This window comes from Nocardia sp. NPDC057272, from assembly GCF_042668615.1.
GTDB lineage: Bacteria > Actinomycetota > Actinomycetes > Mycobacteriales > Mycobacteriaceae > Nocardia.
Window position 1 is genome coordinate 159,029 of sequence record NZ_JBHUYK010000005.1, and the last position, 14,171, is coordinate 173,199.

Annotated in this window: 15 protein-coding genes; 11 read left to right on the forward strand and 4 right to left on the reverse strand. The window is 68.3% G+C overall.

All coding sequences use genetic code 11. The features are described from left to right. Positions 1-61: 61 nt before the first annotated feature. Both ACFULV_RS10030 and ACFULV_RS10035 read left to right on the forward strand, forming a co-directional pair. Positions 62-916 (forward strand): GNAT family N-acetyltransferase, encoded by an 855-nt coding sequence (locus ACFULV_RS10030; protein WP_378628249.1) that lies wholly within the window; start codon positions 62-64, stop codon positions 914-916. A 56-nt stretch (positions 917-972) separates the two neighbouring features. Then, complete coding sequence (locus ACFULV_RS10035; RefSeq protein ID WP_378626403.1) at positions 973-2,763, forward strand: penicillin-binding transpeptidase domain-containing protein; 1,791 nt, start codon at positions 973-975, stop codon at positions 2,761-2,763. A gap of 52 nt (positions 2,764-2,815) precedes the next feature. On the opposite strand, the gene ACFULV_RS10040 is transcribed toward ACFULV_RS10035, so the two are convergent. Both ACFULV_RS10040 and ACFULV_RS10045 read right to left on the reverse strand, forming a co-directional pair. Next, the gene (locus tag ACFULV_RS10040; protein WP_378626405.1) at positions 2,816-3,019 is read right to left on the reverse strand and encodes a hypothetical protein; all 204 of its coding nucleotides are present in this window, start codon (positions 3,017-3,019) and stop codon (positions 2,816-2,818) included. 266 nt (positions 3,020-3,285) lie between these two features. Further along, positions 3,286-3,783: a peroxynitrite isomerase gene (locus tag ACFULV_RS10045; protein WP_378655147.1), complete on the reverse strand. Its 498-nt coding sequence runs from the start codon at positions 3,781-3,783 to the stop codon at positions 3,286-3,288. Positions 3,784-3,898: 115 nt separating this feature from the next. On the opposite strand from ACFULV_RS10045, the gene ACFULV_RS10050 reads away from it, so the two are divergent. The 5 genes from ACFULV_RS10050 (at position 3,899) to ACFULV_RS10070 (ending at position 8,727) form a co-directional block, all read left to right on the forward strand. Next, the gene (locus tag ACFULV_RS10050; RefSeq protein WP_378655150.1) at positions 3,899-5,245 is read left to right on the forward strand and encodes a TIGR03118 family protein; all 1,347 of its coding nucleotides are present in this window, start codon (positions 3,899-3,901) and stop codon (positions 5,243-5,245) included. A gap of 256 nt (positions 5,246-5,501) precedes the next feature. Further along, entirely contained in the window at positions 5,502-5,945 is a 444-nt protein-coding gene (locus tag ACFULV_RS10055) for a hypothetical protein (RefSeq protein ID WP_378655153.1), read from the forward strand. Between the two features lie 201 nt (positions 5,946-6,146). Next, a complete protein-coding gene (locus ACFULV_RS10060; RefSeq protein WP_378655156.1) occupies positions 6,147-7,055 on the forward strand; it encodes a thioesterase domain-containing protein in 909 nt (302 codons plus the stop codon). Continuing rightward, positions 7,049-7,921 carry an ABC transporter permease gene (locus ACFULV_RS10065; RefSeq protein WP_378655159.1) on the forward strand — a complete coding sequence of 291 codons (873 nt, stop codon included), beginning with the start codon at positions 7,049-7,051 and terminating at the stop codon, positions 7,919-7,921. The genes ACFULV_RS10060 and ACFULV_RS10065 overlap by 7 nt, the downstream gene beginning before the upstream one ends. Next, positions 7,918-8,727, forward strand: coding sequence for an ABC transporter permease (locus ACFULV_RS10070; RefSeq protein ID WP_378655162.1), 810 nt, complete (start codon positions 7,918-7,920; stop codon positions 8,725-8,727). Before ACFULV_RS10065 ends, ACFULV_RS10070 begins: the two co-directional genes overlap by 4 nt. Here the strand turns inward: ACFULV_RS10070 and ACFULV_RS10075 are convergent. Further along, a complete protein-coding gene (locus tag ACFULV_RS10075; RefSeq protein ID WP_378655165.1) occupies positions 8,721-9,599 on the reverse strand; it encodes a helix-turn-helix domain-containing protein in 879 nt (292 codons plus the stop codon). The two genes, ACFULV_RS10070 and ACFULV_RS10075, sit on opposite strands and share 7 nt — an antisense overlap. Before the next feature lie 398 nt (positions 9,600-9,997). Here ACFULV_RS10075 and ACFULV_RS10080 point away from each other — a divergent pair, with 398 nt between their 5' ends. Continuing rightward, positions 9,998-10,357, forward strand: coding sequence for a DUF4254 domain-containing protein (locus ACFULV_RS10080; RefSeq protein WP_101468584.1), 360 nt, complete (start codon positions 9,998-10,000; stop codon positions 10,355-10,357). A 3-nt stretch (positions 10,358-10,360) separates the two neighbouring features. On the opposite strand, the gene ACFULV_RS10085 is transcribed toward ACFULV_RS10080, so the two are convergent. Further along, positions 10,361-11,083 (reverse strand): GntR family transcriptional regulator, encoded by a 723-nt coding sequence (locus ACFULV_RS10085; protein WP_378626415.1) that lies wholly within the window; start codon positions 11,081-11,083, stop codon positions 10,361-10,363. A gap of 97 nt (positions 11,084-11,180) precedes the next feature. On the opposite strand from ACFULV_RS10085, the gene ACFULV_RS10090 reads away from it, so the two are divergent. The 3 genes from ACFULV_RS10090 (at position 11,181) to ACFULV_RS10100 (ending at position 14,160) form a co-directional block, all read left to right on the forward strand. Continuing rightward, positions 11,181-12,308: a TIGR03364 family FAD-dependent oxidoreductase gene (locus ACFULV_RS10090; protein ID WP_378655167.1), complete on the forward strand. Its 1,128-nt coding sequence runs from the start codon at positions 11,181-11,183 to the stop codon at positions 12,306-12,308. Positions 12,309-12,317: 9 nt separating this feature from the next. Beyond that, positions 12,318-13,004: a phosphonatase-like hydrolase gene (locus ACFULV_RS10095; RefSeq protein WP_378655170.1), complete on the forward strand. Its 687-nt coding sequence runs from the start codon at positions 12,318-12,320 to the stop codon at positions 13,002-13,004. 109 nt (positions 13,005-13,113) lie between these two features. Beyond that, on the forward strand, positions 13,114-14,160 hold the full coding sequence (locus ACFULV_RS10100) for a 2-aminoethylphosphonate ABC transporter substrate-binding protein (protein ID WP_378655173.1): 1,047 nt from the start codon (positions 13,114-13,116) through the stop codon (positions 14,158-14,160). Positions 14,161-14,171 lie beyond the last annotated feature (11 nt).

Genomic DNA, 14,171 nt, shown 5'->3' on the forward strand with positions numbered 1-14,171 from the left:
CGGATTCGGCGGACCCGTACCGCTCGGCGTGCTTTCGTGGCAGGCTTGTGCCGTGCGGAGTCTGCTGGAGCCGACGCGACGGTCCAAAACCGCTCCCGCGCGCCCGGTGGCCGTGCGAGATCTCGGTGAGGTGCTGCGCGTCCTCGACGCCGACCCGGTGGCGTCGTGCATGATCGCGGCCCGGGTGCAGGAATTCGGGATCGACTCCCGGACCGGTGCCGGTGAGCTGTGGAGCCGCGGCGGACCGGCCGACTCCCTGTGTTTCTCCGGCGCCAATCTGGTGCCGCTGCGCGGTGACCAGCAGGCATTGCGCGCATTCGCCGATCGGGCAGGCCGCTGGCCGCGGGTGTGTTCCTCGGTGGTCGGCAGGCAGGAACTCGCACTCCCGCTGTGGGAGATGCTGCTCCCGAGCTGGGGCCCGGCCAGGGAACTGCGCGCCGATCAGCCCCTGCTGGCACTGGCCAGGCCGGCCGCCGCGCGCGCCGACGGGGGAGTGCGCCGCGTGCGGCCCGACGAGATCGACCGCTATCTGACCGCCGCGATCGCGATGTTCATCGAAGAGGTCGGCATCGACCCGCGCACGGGCGACGGTGGGCGCGGCTATCGGCGGCGGATCAAGAATCTCATCGAATCCGGCAGGGCCTGGGCACGTTTCGAGGACGGTGAGGTCGTCTACAAGGCCGAGATCGGCGCGCTGTCGCGGCGCACCGGCCAGATCCAAGGCGTGTGGGTGCATCCCGAATTCCGGGGTGCGGGTGTGGGGACCGCCGGGACCGCCTCGGTCGCCAATGCTGTTGTGGCAACAGGCCGTACGGCGAGTCTCTACGTCAACGACTACAACCGCGTCGCCCGCCGCGCCTACAGCCGGGTGGGGTTCCGTCAGATCGCTACCTTCGCAACCGTCTTGCTGGACTGAAACTTTGGCGCGTGGCGCCGAGGTCGGGGGGCTTTTCGCCGCTACCATCGGTGCCGATGAGGACACGGATGCTCACCACGTGCGCGGTGGCCGCCCTCGCTGTCGCGGCGACGGCCTGTTCTTCCGGTGCCCAGGGGCCGGTGCCCGCTGCCGACGCCTTCGCCGAGGCATTCGCCGAACACGATCTCCCCGCGGCCGCGGCGCTCACCACCGCACCCGAGAAGGCCGCGGCGGCACTGACTTCGACGTGGCAGGCGTTGCAGGCGGAGAAGTTGTCGATCCGCACCGGCGACGCGCGCGTCAACGGTGACACCGCGACGGTCGACTACACCTACGAGTGGACCCTGCCGAAGGGTCGTCAGTGGACCTATTCCGGCGAATTGCAGATGGGCCGCAGTGACGGGCGCTGGCTGGTCCGCTGGAGCTCCGCCGACATCCATCCCAAACTCGGCGACACCCAGAGCATGGAGTTGCGCACCCGCCCCGCGCCGCGTGCCAGGGTGAACGAGGCCGCGGGCAGCGACGTGCTGGTCCCCGGCAAGGTCTCGCGGGTGAAGTTCACCGTGGCCGACGCTCCCGACCCCGGCCGCGTCGCCGGTGCGCTTGCCGCGGCGCTGAGCCGCATCGACCCCGTCGCCTACACCCCGCAGTCCATCCTCACCGCGGCGCGCAAGACCGACGGCGCGCACACCGTGATCCTGCTCAACGAGTACGAGGCCGAGACCATCGGCGGCGAACTGATCGGCCTGCCCGGCGTGACCCTGACCCAGGAGTGGGACATGGTGCCCACCGACCGCAAATTCGCGCCCGACCTGCTCACCCAGGTCCGCAAGACGGTGATCGCCGAGGTCGACGGCAAGGCGGGCTGGAGCGTGGTCACCCGCAATGCCGACGGCGCCGATCTCGATGTGCTGCACGAGGAAGCGGCCGAACCGGCGCCGTCGTTCGCGCTGAGCATTGACCGGTTCGTGCAGAATTCCGCCCAGCACGCGGTCGACCTGCGCACCGAGCAGGCGATGATGGTGGTGCTGCGCCCGTCGACCGGTGCGATCCTCGCGGTGGCCCAGAACAAGTTCGCCGACCGCGACGGTCCGGTGGCCACCAGTGGCCAGTACCCGCCGGGCTCGATCTTCAAGACGGTCACGGCGTCGGCGGCGATGGCCTCCGGGCTGGCCACGCCCGACACCGTGCTGGCCTGTCCGAGCAGCACCATCATCGGCGAGCGCACCATCCCCAACTACAACATGTTCACCGTCGGTGAAGTGCCGATGGCCACCGCCTATGAACGCTCGTGCAACACCACCTTCGCCAGGCTGGCCAGCAAGCTCGAACCCGACGCGCTCACCGAGGCCGCGGCGCGTCTCGGCGTCGGCCAGGACTACAAGGTCGAAGGTCTACCGACCGTGTCCGGGTCGGTGCCGAAGGCCGAGGGGCTCGTCCAGCGCGCCGAAGACGGCATCGGCCAGGGCCGGGTGGTGGTGAGCCCGTTCGGGATGGCCGTGATGGCCGCGACGGTCGCGCACGGTGCCGCGCCGGTGCCGTATCTGATCGCGGGCAGGCCCACCGAGATCACCGGCGATCGGCCCGCGATCGCCCCGGAGGTGGTCGAGGGGCTGCGTTCGATGATGCGCATGGTGGTCACGGGTGGCACGGCCGAACGCATCAGGGATCAGGGTGAGGTCTACGGCAAGACGGGCGAGGCCGAGGTCGACGGTGGATCGCACTCGTGGTTCGTCGGCTACCGCGGGGATATCGCGTTCGCGACACTGCTGGTGAAGGGTGGCAGTTCCGACAACGCGGTGGCCGTCACCCGGGACATGTTCGCCGCACTACCCGCCGGCTACTGAGTACGCCGGTCGAACGGGTAGCGGGCACTACGGGACTCGTGATGGTGTCGGGTCAGTCGGCGTTCTCGGTCGCCAGCAGACCCCGCACCACCGCGAGCGATGTGCTGTCGGTGTGGGATGACGCCGTGTCGTGCAGCACGTTGTAGCTGACAACGGGCTCGGGTGCGGCGGTGGCCGCGCTGTCGAGGACGTCGATGGCGGCCGCGCCGCCGAGGATCATCCCCGCTGTGGTCAAGATCAAAGTAGAACGCCTCATGGTTCGTCTCCCTCATTCAGGGTTTCGACGTGTTCGCGGGGCAGGTCGTTCGATTGTCTGAGGATTAGCTGATGCACCACCGTAGAACGGCGGTTACTTGGGCAACAGGCGACGGCAGCAAGCGACACACAATTGTTGCCCTATGTGCGGGCGTGTTCGAACGCAACTGCTACCGGGCCGTGATGAAAAGGTGAATTATCGGTTTCGATCCGGCAAACGTGCTGATCAAAGGTCATGTTCGGGTAACTCGCCGAATTACGCGTGACTCAGCCGCGTTGCAGAGTCGCCGCTAGATGATGCTGCAAAGATTCGCCGACCGCCGCCATCCGCAGCGTGTACTCGATGGTGTCGCCGGTGACATGGAATGAGCGTCCGACGGCGGTAACCGGCTTTGCCGATTCGCTCAGACCGATATTCGTGGAGTTCAATTCCAGACGAATTCCGTCCACCGTTTCGGTGATCGTGCCCTCGCAGATCTCGGTGATTCCGGTCGGATGGGCGAGTATCAGTTCGACCCGGCCCGGCGCCGGACTGCGCAGGTAGCCGGTCTCCGCGTGCAGCGGCCTGCCGTCGGAGCCCGCCTTGGTCCGCTGCTTGTAGGTGAGGAACGGCCGGCCCAGGTGCCCGAAGGTGATCTCCTCGACGTAGTCGAAGGATTCGATGGTCGGGTATTCGCCCCTGCCCCGACCGCGCCAGGTGCCGAGTAGTGGTGCCAGGGCGGCGATGTCGGGGTGCGGGGCGATGTTGGGGGAAGGTTCGACCACGGCCGACAGCGTAGCCCTGTGCTTCCTGCGACGGTCACGGCACACCGCCGCATCAGCCACGATAAGGTCAGCCTCGCCTGAACGCCGTCCGGCGGAAGGTTGAAAGGACAAGAACGTGAACGGACATGTGAGGGGCGCCCGCGGGGTGCGGTCCGGGCTGGTGCGCGGTGCGGTACTCGGCGCGGCAGTGTTGCTCGCCGTGTCGTGCTCGAACACCGAGCCCTCGAACGACGATGTGGCCGCGCTGGACGGTAACCGCTACGGCCAGACCAACCTGGCCGCCGACAAGGACTCCTATCACGCCCAGTTCACGCTGCCCGGCATGGTCAACGCCTGGGGGCTGGCAGATCGGCCGAAGGGCGCCGGTGGGCATTTCTGGGTCGGCGCGGGCGGCAAGTCGTTCCAGTTCCTCGGTGACGTGCAGTCGTCTTCGGATCCCAAGCTGCAGAAGCTGACCCAGGACCAGCTCAAGCTCGTCGGCGTCCCCGGCGCCGATGCCGACACCTCCGACAAGAGCATCGGCAAGGTCACCGGCGTCGTGTTCAACCCGGCGCCGATCACCTCGGATCTGTTCGCGGTGCGCGACCAGTGGGTCGATGTGGACGGTGTGCCGATCCCGCTCGGCGGTTCCTCGCGCTTCATCTTCGCCACCGACTCGGGCAAGATCTCGGCCTGGACCGAGCAGGCCCCCGACGGCGCGATCGTGCGCCGCGACGGCGGCGCGAACCAGGTGTTCGACGGTTCCGCGCAGGGCATGGCCTTCTTCGGAATCGCGCTGGCGCCCTCGGGTGACAAACTGCTGGCCGCCGATTTCGGTGCCGACCCGCAGGTTCGCACCTTCGACAAGTTCTGGCAGCCGGTCGCGACCACCGGTTTCGCCAACCCGTTCGCCACCGGCGAGGTGATCGACGCGTCCTCGCCCGAAAAGGGCAAGAAGGCCGAGCCCGGCGATCCCGCGCCGTTCAACATCACCACCCTGGGCAGCCGGGTGTTCGTGTCCTACGCCGTGACGCAGCCCGACGAGAACGACCCGAAGGCCTTCGACAAGGCCGAGGAAGCCTCGCTCGACGCCGACCAGGACAAGGATTCCCACGGCAAGCCCGACAGGGGCAAGGTCGCCGAGTTCGACGGCGCGGGCAAGCTGGTTCGCATCATCGACGACGGCGGCAGGCTCAACGCGCCGTGGGGTGTGGCGATCGCGCCGTCGAACTTCGGCGCGCTGTCGGGCAAGCTGCTGATCGGCAACTTCGGTGGCCTCGGCCGGGTCCTCGCCTACGACGACACCACCGGCACCTTCGTCGACTATCTGCGCGACGGTGAGGCGAAGCCGGTCGAGATCGCGGGCCTGTGGGCGTTGATGTTCGGCAACGGCGAAAGCCTGGGCGACGCGAACGCCCTCTACTTCACGGCAGGTCCCGAAGACGAGAAAGACGGTCTCTTCGGCAGCCTGCGCGTGCAGTAGGCAAGCTCGGGGGCGGGGCGGACAAGGGGCGGCGAAGCGGACAATGTGGATGTCCGTGCCGATTCGCTTCCGCCGACGGGCCGTTGTAGGGGACAGTGGTGGCGGAATGGTTGCCGGGTGGATGCGATCGGTGTCCACCCGGCCTGTTCCTTCCGCACGCGATGGCACCTCCACCGGGGTGCCGTGCCCGAGCCGGAGGAGTGCCAGATGAAGGTTTCGCGCGTTGACGTCGGCGGTTCGGCGGGGGAGCGGTGAAATGCGGCACGCGGCACGAGAGTCGATGCTGCCCGGCAAGGATGTGCTCCTCGCGGCGTTCCGTGGTTTGCCACACGATGACCACCCCATCCTCGATGCCGCCGGGGAGCTGGCGCTGCTGCACCAGTTGCGCGAGCACTCCCCGCTGAGCGAGTCCGAGCGCATCGACCGACGCCGGGCCCAGTTGATGCGCGCGATCGACCGCTGGGTGATCCTCGCCGCCCCCGTTCCGCACGCCGCGGCGGACGAACACTGCGAAACTCTCGGCGGCCTGGTCGATCGTCTGGCCATGCACTGTTCCCAGGCGTTCGTCGCCCTGGCCGGCGCCCCCGAGTCGGTCTGCTACGACGAATGGGTCCGCCTCGACGACCTCGCCGACAGCTATGAGCGCTTGATCGACGATCTGTGGTCCGGTGCGCGCAGCCTGCCCGCGAACACGTATTGACACCAAGGGTGGATTCACCGCCACCTGGGTGGGCGAGACCGGGCCCCGGGGATGGTTGGGGTCGGGGCCGTCCCGCGCGACAGTGGAACTCACACCCTCTGTGGTCGGGTCGGCGAAGGAGTTCGGATGCGCGGTCGGTCTGCGGCGGAAGCCCCCGAAAGTATTGGGCTGCTGGGGGTTTCGCGCGACGTATCATTTGTTGTGAGCACTGTTGACGATCCGGCCGATCTGCCGTCCGCCTGCGGGTGGACAGCAGGTCGGCCCGATTCCTGTTCGGCGGAGTCGGCCGTCGGCGAGCGTGCCGATTCCGCGGCCACGGCGTTGGTGCTGCCGATCCGCCCGCGCACCACCTACGTCGACGGCGCACCGCTGTTCTGCCTGGCCGGAGAAGCGGTCCTGGCCTGGAACTATGTGGGCCTGGTCGCCCACCTCGATCCTCGCGTCCCGATCTACGGCCTGCAGGCGAGCGCCGAACCGCGCACGATCCGCGACTACGCCACCCGCTGTCTCGCCGAGATCCGCCGCATCGCCCCGCACGGCCCGTACCAGCTACTCGGTTGGTCCGCAGGGGGTTTCGTCGCCCACGAAGTCGCGGTTCGGCTCCGCGCGGCAGGCGAGCGAGTTCGCGTCGTCGTTCTCGCCACCGACCCCGAGGCCCCCGCCCCGGCGCCGCTGCCGGCTGACCGTATCGCCTCGCTGCTCGGCGCCGACGGCCCGGCCTTCGACGCAGCTGCGGAAGGCGCGATAACCACGACCTCCGACGACAACGCCGCGGCGATCAACGCCGCGACGGCGGGAACGATCGACATCACCGGCGACGATCTCGACTGCCTGGCCGGCCTGAGCGCCACTGCCGCACGCATGGTGTCCGGACACCGACCCTCGTGGCTCCTCGGCGACCTCACCGTGTGCATCCCGGGCCGGGAACCCGGCGGCACCGATCGCCTCGACCCCGGTGCCACGGTTCGCCGGTGGCGCCCCTACGTCGAGGGTGCGGTCACCGGCTTCGTCCTCGACGCCACCCCGGACGAACTCACCGCACCCGACGTCCTCCCCGAGATCGCCCGCATCCTCGCGACCGCCCCGCCCTCCGCGCGCACGACATGCTGACCGGGTTCCCCGGCACCACCGCGCGCGTCGACCACGATGGGGGCGTGCCGACCGCCGACGAGCTCACTTCCGACCGCGCGCCGACAGTGGCGTTCACCCAGTGGTGGGTGCTCGCGCGACGGCTGATCCGCCCGGCATGGCGCACCGGTGAGATCCTCACCGCCCTGCTCGCTCCCGCGGTGTTCACTCTCGGCTTCTACGTCCCGCTCGACCTCGTGATGACCGTCTACGGGCACGGCCTGAGCAGCTACGCCCAGTTCCTGATGCCGATGATCGTCATGCAGGCCGTGGCGTTCTGCGCCATCTCGGCCGCGTTCCGTGCCGCCACCGATGCCCGTGACGGCCTCGACGTCCGGTTCGCGACTTTGCCGATGCCACGCTGGGTCCCGTTCGCGGCCAGGATCACCGTGGCCGCCCACCGTGCGGTGATCGCGGTCGGCGCCGCGCTCGTCTGCGGCGCCGTCATCGGGTTCCGCTTCTACGGAAGCTGGTGGCACACAGTCGGTTTTCTCGCGTTCTCGCTGCTGATCGCGACGGCCCTGTGCTGCGGTGCCGATCTGCTCGGCAGTGTGTCCGCCAGTCCCGAGGCCACCACCCAGATCCTCGTCCTGCCCCAGCTGATCTTCGGCATGGTGTCCACCGGCTTCGCGCCCGCGAGCCAATTTCCTGGCTGGATCCAGGGTTTCGCCCGCAATCAGCCCGTCTCCCAGTTCGTCGACGGCCTGCGCGCGCTGGCGGGCGATTCCACCGGCGACGCGGGCACCGTCGACCTCGCGACGCTGGGCCCCGGCCTGGCCTGGGCGCTCGGCATCCTGGTGGTCTGCGGCGGTCTGTCCTGGCGTCATGCCGCCCGGCGGGCCGCATGACGACCCTTCCCCTGCCCGCTCTCGCACGGCACAGCGAGTCGCTGCGAATGCTGCTACCGCAGACGGTGATCCAGACCCGGCGCCTGCTGACTCGCTGGACTCGAGACCCGTTGACCGTGATGCAGGCCCTGCTCTTCCCGGCGCTGCTACTGGTGATGCTCAATGCCGTACTGGGCAAGCAGGTGTCGTCGTTCGCGGGCGCCGACGCCCTTTACGGTTCGGTCCCGATGGTCGCACTGGTCGGGGTGATGTCGGGTTCCCTGGCCGGAGCCGTCACCCTAGGCCGCGAGCGCGACGAGGGACTGCTCTCCCGATTCTGGGTGCTGCCGGTCCATCGCGCCTCGGGTCTGCTGTCGCGCGTGCTGGCCGAAGGCGTCCGGATCCTGGTGTGCACCATCGTGATCTTCGCGGTCGGCATCGCACTCGGATTCCGCTTCACCCAGGGCCTGCCTGCCGCGATCGCCCTGTTCGCCATCCCGGTGCTGTACGGACTCGGCTTCGCGACGATGGTCACCGCACTGGCGGTGTACACCGCTAAAGCCGCACTGGTGGAGGTAGTTTCGCTGGGCTCGTCGTTGCTGATGTTCTTCAGCACCGGATTCGTCCCGCTCGCCGCCTATCCCGGTTGGGCGCGCCCGATCGTGGAGCACAACCCACTCACGCACGCCATCGACACCATGCGCGGACTCTCGCTCGGCGGGCCGGTGCGTGGCCCACTGCTGGCCACTCTGGCGTGGTCGCTCGGCGCGATCGCGATCTTCGCCCTACCGGCCGCGATCGGTTTCCGCCGGGCCAGCCGCTACTGAGCGGACGCGGACCGGGTGATCGCGTCCCGTGCCTCGGTGATCAGCTTCGCCGAATCGCGAGGACTCAACGCCATCGCCCGCAGCTGGTCGAAGATCACGCCGAACCGGCGGATCTCCGAGTGCCCCTCGACCAGATCGTGCACGGACATACTCTCCACGTACACCAGTTCGGGGTCGACGGGATTGCGGAAGTCGAGCAGCGTGAACGAGCCCGCCATGCCGGGGTGCGCGCCCGCGTCGAACGGAAGTACCTGCAGGATCACGTTCTTGCGCTTGGTCTCGTCGAGCAGCCGGTCGAGCTGGCCCGCCATCGTCGCGGGTCCACCGACCACCCTGCGGATCGCCGCCTCGTCCATCACCACCCACAATTCCAGCGGGTCGTCCTTGGTCAGGTTGATGGCGCGATCCATGCGCGCCTGCGCCCGGCTCTCCATCACCGAGGCATCCAGGCGCGGCATCGAGGTGTCGATCACGGCGGCGGCGTACTCGAAGGTCTGCAGCAGGCCGGGCACCGTCGAGGTCTGGTACTGCCTGGCCGACAACGCTTCCGCCTCGAAGTTGATGTAATTCGCGTACACCTCCGATACCGCGCCTTCGTAAGGTCGCGACATGCCGGGTTTCAACGCATCGGTGAGCAGGCTGAGTGCTTCCTCGCGCATTTTGTCGTCGACCTGATACAGGTCGAGCATGGCGCCGAGAGTGCGACGTTGTGGGCGCGCCTGCGCCATTTCGATCCGGTACAGCGTGGTGACGTTGATTCCGGTTCGCGCGCTGACGTCTTCCTTGCTCAGCTGGGCACTTTCGCGCAACTCGCGCAACATGGCTGCGAGCCTGCGGAGCCGGACGGTCAGGGTCGTGCGCTTGCCTGCCATGAAACGCATTATTGCGCTGCAAGGCCGCTATGTCACGCGTTCGGCGAAGACCGAGGCATAGGGCCTGCCATGGTGTTCGGCGAGTCCGCGAGGCACGCCGGAAGACCGTGCGGCGCTGCGCATGTGACTCCCGGTTCTGTCAGGGCGGCTTTACTGCAGGAGTGATAACGCAATCTTGCGTTTCGCCTTCTGAGCGAGCATGATCCAGTTAGCCTGGTTGCGAACAATCCAAACAGATGACCGGGATAACCGAATCGAGAGCCAATCATGTTGGTAGACAAATCTTGGGTGTCGGGTGAATTCGGGGCCGTGCGATGAGCGCGCCGGTGATGGGCATACTGCCCACCGCTCCGCAATTGTTGTGCGCATTTCAGGGGCGGCGATTTCAAGATCGCGAATTGTTGCGGTCGGCGCACGCACTCGCTGAACTGCACGAACGGCGGGGGCAGGTGCGTGATACGGCATTGATCGCCGAGATCGATTGCCGTCGAAGTGAACTCGTCGACGATATCAACGACTGGTGTGTCCAGGAGATCCCGTTGCATCGCAACGGCGCCTCGCTGCACACCGAAAGTCTCGGTGCGGTCGTCGACCGGATGGCGCGTAGCTGGGTGGATGCCAATCAGGCGATCGACATCGACGGCGCGCGAAGCGACAACACCCACAAGCACTGGTACCACCTCGCCGAGCTTGTGGATGGTTACACAGATCTGGTCACCGATGTGGCCGGTGGGCGGCGGCGGCTGCCCGAGCAGTAAGGGCTACGCCGGCTCCGGTGACAGTCTCGCCTCGAAGGCGATGCGGTCGCCACGGTAGAGCGAGCGCACCCGTTCGATGGGTGCGCCGTCGGCGTCGACACTGCGCCGGTGCAGCAGCAACATCGGTAGTGCGGTGGTGCATTCGAGTAGACCCGCCTCTCTCGGGGCGGCGAGTACGGTTTCGATGCGTTCGCGCGCACCGGCGAGTTCGACGCCGGTGGCGCGGATCGCGGCGTACAGCGAAGTGGTGGGGTCATAGCTGCCGCGCAGGGCGGCGAAGCGGTGCAGTGGCAGGTAGGTGCTCTCCAGCCCGACACGTTCACCGTCGGCGAGCAGTACCCGCTCGAGGTGCATCACCTCGGTGCCCGGCTCCACCTCGAGGTCGGTGGCCGTCGCCGCGTCCGCGGCGACGTCTTCCCAGGCCACCAGGATGCGGCCGGGGGTGCGGCCGAGGCTGATCGCGCCCTCGGTATAGGAGCGCAGCGACAGTGGCTGCGTGAGTTTGGGGCGGGAGATCACCGTGCCGCGGCCTTGACGGCGAATCCTGCCTTCCACCAGCAATTCTCGCAGCGCCTGTCGCACGGTCTCGCGGGCGACGCCGAAGCGGGTGGCGAGGTCGCGTTCGGAGGGCACCGGGTCGCCCTCGGTGAGATCGGCCAGCAGCAGATCGATTTCGGTGCGAACCAGGAACACCTTCGGAACTCGGGTCGTCTGCGGCGAATCCATGGTGCCCACCCTACCCGGATTGGTCTATACCAAAAATTAACTTGCCGTTCTCGCGGCCCACACCTATCGGTCTAGACCATTTGCCACTATCGGTGGCATGCGATTGGTCATCATCGGTGGAGGGATCCTCGGCACCGCCCACGCCTGGGCGGCGATAGCCCGCGGACACGAGGTCGTGCACCTCGAACGCGAACGCGAAGCCCGCGGCGCGACGGTCCGCAACTTCGGCCTGGTCTGGGTCTCGGGCCGGTCGGCGAACGAGCTGGAACTGACACTGCGTTCGCGTGAGCTGTGGGAGGAGATCGGCGGCCGGGTGGCCGGCGTCGGCTTCCGGCCCGCCGGTTCGATCACGCTGGTGCGTACCCCCGCCGAACTCGCTGTCGCCGAGGCTGCGGCTGCCGGCGACTCCGCCGATGCCCGCGGGTTCACCCTGCTCGACCCCGACCAGGTACGCGCGATCAACCCGGCGGTGCGCGGCAAATACCTTGCGGGCCTGCACTGCTCGACCGATGCCGCCGTGGAGTCGCGGCAAGCGCTGCCCCCGCTGCGCGCCCACATGGCCGCCTCCGATCGCTACACCTTTCACGAGGGCACCGAGGCTCGTGCGGTCCTCGACACCGGCTCCGGCGCGGTGGTCGTCGACGATCACGGTCGCCGCCACGAGGCCGACCTCGTCATCCACTGCCCGGGCGCTGCCCACTCCGGGCTCACCCGTGAGCTGGCGGGCGAACTGCCGGTGCGCCGCGTGCGGCTGCAGATGATGCAGACCGCCCCGCTGGGCGAACCGCTCACCACCGCGATCGCCGACGGCGACAGCTTCCGCTACTACCCGGGTTTCGCGGGCCCGCAGGTGGATTCGCTGGCCGCCGAGCAATCGCAGACCGCGACCGCCGCCGAGCACAAGATGCAGCTGCTGTGCGTGCAGCGCCTGCACGGTGGCCTGACCATCGGCGACACCCACGAATACGTCGAGCCGTTCGCCTTCGACGTCGACGAAGCGCCCTATGACCACCTCACCGAGGTGACCGAGGAATTGCTCGGCCGCAAGCTGCCGCCGATCGTGCGGCGCTGGGCGGGCGTCTACAGCCAGAGCGTCGACCCCGGAGTCGTCGTCACCCGGGTGCGGGCCGATACCAACGTCTGGGTCGTCACCGGCCCCGGCGGTCGCGGTATGACGCTCGGCCCCGCCATCGGCGAACAGACCGCCGACCAGATCGGACTGTGAGGAACAACTGTGTCGAACAACAAGATTCAGCTCGCCGCCCTCGACATGGCAGGCACCACCGTCGCCGACGGCGGACTGGTGTTGCGCGCCTTCGAGAGTGCCGCCACCACCGCCGGGATCGAGCCCGAGGGCCCGCGCCGGGAACAGGCTCGCCGCTACGTGGTCGACACCATGGGCCAGTCCAAGATCGAGGTGTTCCGCGCGCTGCTCGACGGCGACGAGGCCGCCGCCCACCACGCCAACCGCGCCTTCGAAACCGCCTACGAGGCACTGGTCGAGGAGGCCGATATCGCGCCGATTCCCGGTGCGGTGGAAGCGATCACCGCACTGCGTGAGGCCGGTGTCCGGGTCGCGCTGACCACCGGATTCAGCCGGAGCACGCAGGACAAACTCCTCGCCGCGCTGGGCTGGGCCGACCTGGTCGATCTCACCCTCGCGCCGTCCGACGCCGGACGCGGCCGCCCCTACCCCGACATGGTGCTGGCCGCCGCGCTGCGCCTCGGCGTCGACGCCGTCGACCGGATCGCCGTGCTCGGTGACACCACCAGCGATATCGCCACCGGCCTGGCCGCGGGCGCGGGCATCGTCGCGGCCACCCTGACCGGCGCGCACACCGCCGAGCAGCTGCGCGCCGCCGGCGCCACCCACGTCGTGGCGTCGGTCGCCGACTTCCCGGCGCTGGTGCTCGCGCACTGAGAGCTGGTGCGCTGCCGAACCTGCCGTCGCGGTATTCGCCGCGGTGTCGCCCTCCGATCCATCCACCCCTGCGATTCCCCCGACATCTGAAACGAAAGTTGCTGTCATCGTGCGTACTTCCCTCACCGCGCGCCGCCTGTCCAAGGCCGCGCTGCTGCTGGCCGGCATCACCGCCGTCGCGTTCACCGGCGCCTGCGGTGGCACCGGTACCGAATCCGCGGACGGCAAGACCGTCACCGTGTACTCCGCCGACGGTGTCGGTGGCTGGTACAAGAACCAATTCGAGGCGTTCACCAAGGAGACCGGCATCGCGGTCAACCTGGTCGAGGCGGGCTCCGGCGAGGTCGTGAACCGGGTCGACAAGGAGCAGTCCAACCCGCAGGCCGACGTCGTCGTCACGCTGCCGCCGTTCATCCAGAAGGCCAAGCAGTCAGGTCTGCTGCAGCCCAGCGGTATCGACACCGCCGCTGTTCCCGCCGCGGCCAAGGACGCCGAGGGCAGCTATGTAACCCTCGCCAACAACTTCCTGTGCTTCATCGCCAACCCCGCGGTCGACGCCTCGGCGCTCACCTGGGAAGACCTGCTGAAGCCGGAGTACAAGGGCAAGCTGCAGTACTCCACTCCCGGCCAGGCCGGTGACGGCACCGCGGTACTGGTGCTGCTGCAGCAGCTGCGTGGCAAGCAGGCCGCCCTCGACTACCTGGCCGCGTTGCAGGCCAACAACGTCGGCCCGTCGTCCTCGACCGGCAAGCTGCAAGCCAAGGTCGACAAGGGTGAGCTGCTCATCGCCAACGGCGACGTGCAGATGAACCTGACCACGGTGAAGGAGAAGGGCTCCAAGTTCAACGTCTTCTTCCCGGCCGCCGCAGGCAAGCGTTCCACCGTGGCCGTCCCGTACATGATGGGTCTGGCCAAGGGCGCGCCGCACAAGGACGACGCCACCAAGCTGATGAGCTTCCTGATGGCCCCGGCCGCGCAGGCGAAACTGGGCCCCGAGGCGTTCGCCGTGTCGCCCCGCACCGATGTGCCCGCCCCGGCCGACGGTGGTCCGGCCGCCGCCATGACGGGTGTCGAGGTGGTCCCGGTCGACTGGAACAAGGTGCTGACCGAGCTGGACGCCGATGTCGCGGCGTACCAGAAGGCAACCGGCAGCTGACTGCGGCTGTG

Excerpts from the sequence above, each read along its gene's own strand:
- ACFULV_RS10085 (WP_378626415.1), bottom strand. The coding sequence starts at position 11,083 with ATGGATTCGCCGCAGACGACCCGAGTTCCGAAGGTGTTCCTGGTTCGC.
- ACFULV_RS10035 (WP_378626403.1), top strand. The coding sequence starts at position 973 with ATGAGGACACGGATGCTCACCACGTGCGCGGTGGCCGCCCTCGCTGTC.
- ACFULV_RS10090 (WP_378655167.1), top strand. The coding sequence starts at position 11,181 with ATGCGATTGGTCATCATCGGTGGAGGGATCCTCGGCACCGCCCACGCC.
- ACFULV_RS10065 (WP_378655159.1), top strand. The coding sequence starts at position 7,049 with ATGCTGACCGGGTTCCCCGGCACCACCGCGCGCGTCGACCACGATGGG.
- ACFULV_RS10055 (WP_378655153.1), top strand. The coding sequence starts at position 5,502 with ATGCGGCACGCGGCACGAGAGTCGATGCTGCCCGGCAAGGATGTGCTC.
- ACFULV_RS10075 (WP_378655165.1), bottom strand. The coding sequence starts at position 9,599 with ATGGCAGGCAAGCGCACGACCCTGACCGTCCGGCTCCGCAGGCTCGCA.
- ACFULV_RS10070 (WP_378655162.1), top strand. The coding sequence starts at position 7,918 with ATGACGACCCTTCCCCTGCCCGCTCTCGCACGGCACAGCGAGTCGCTG.
- ACFULV_RS10040 (WP_378626405.1), bottom strand. The coding sequence starts at position 3,019 with ATGAGGCGTTCTACTTTGATCTTGACCACAGCGGGGATGATCCTCGGC.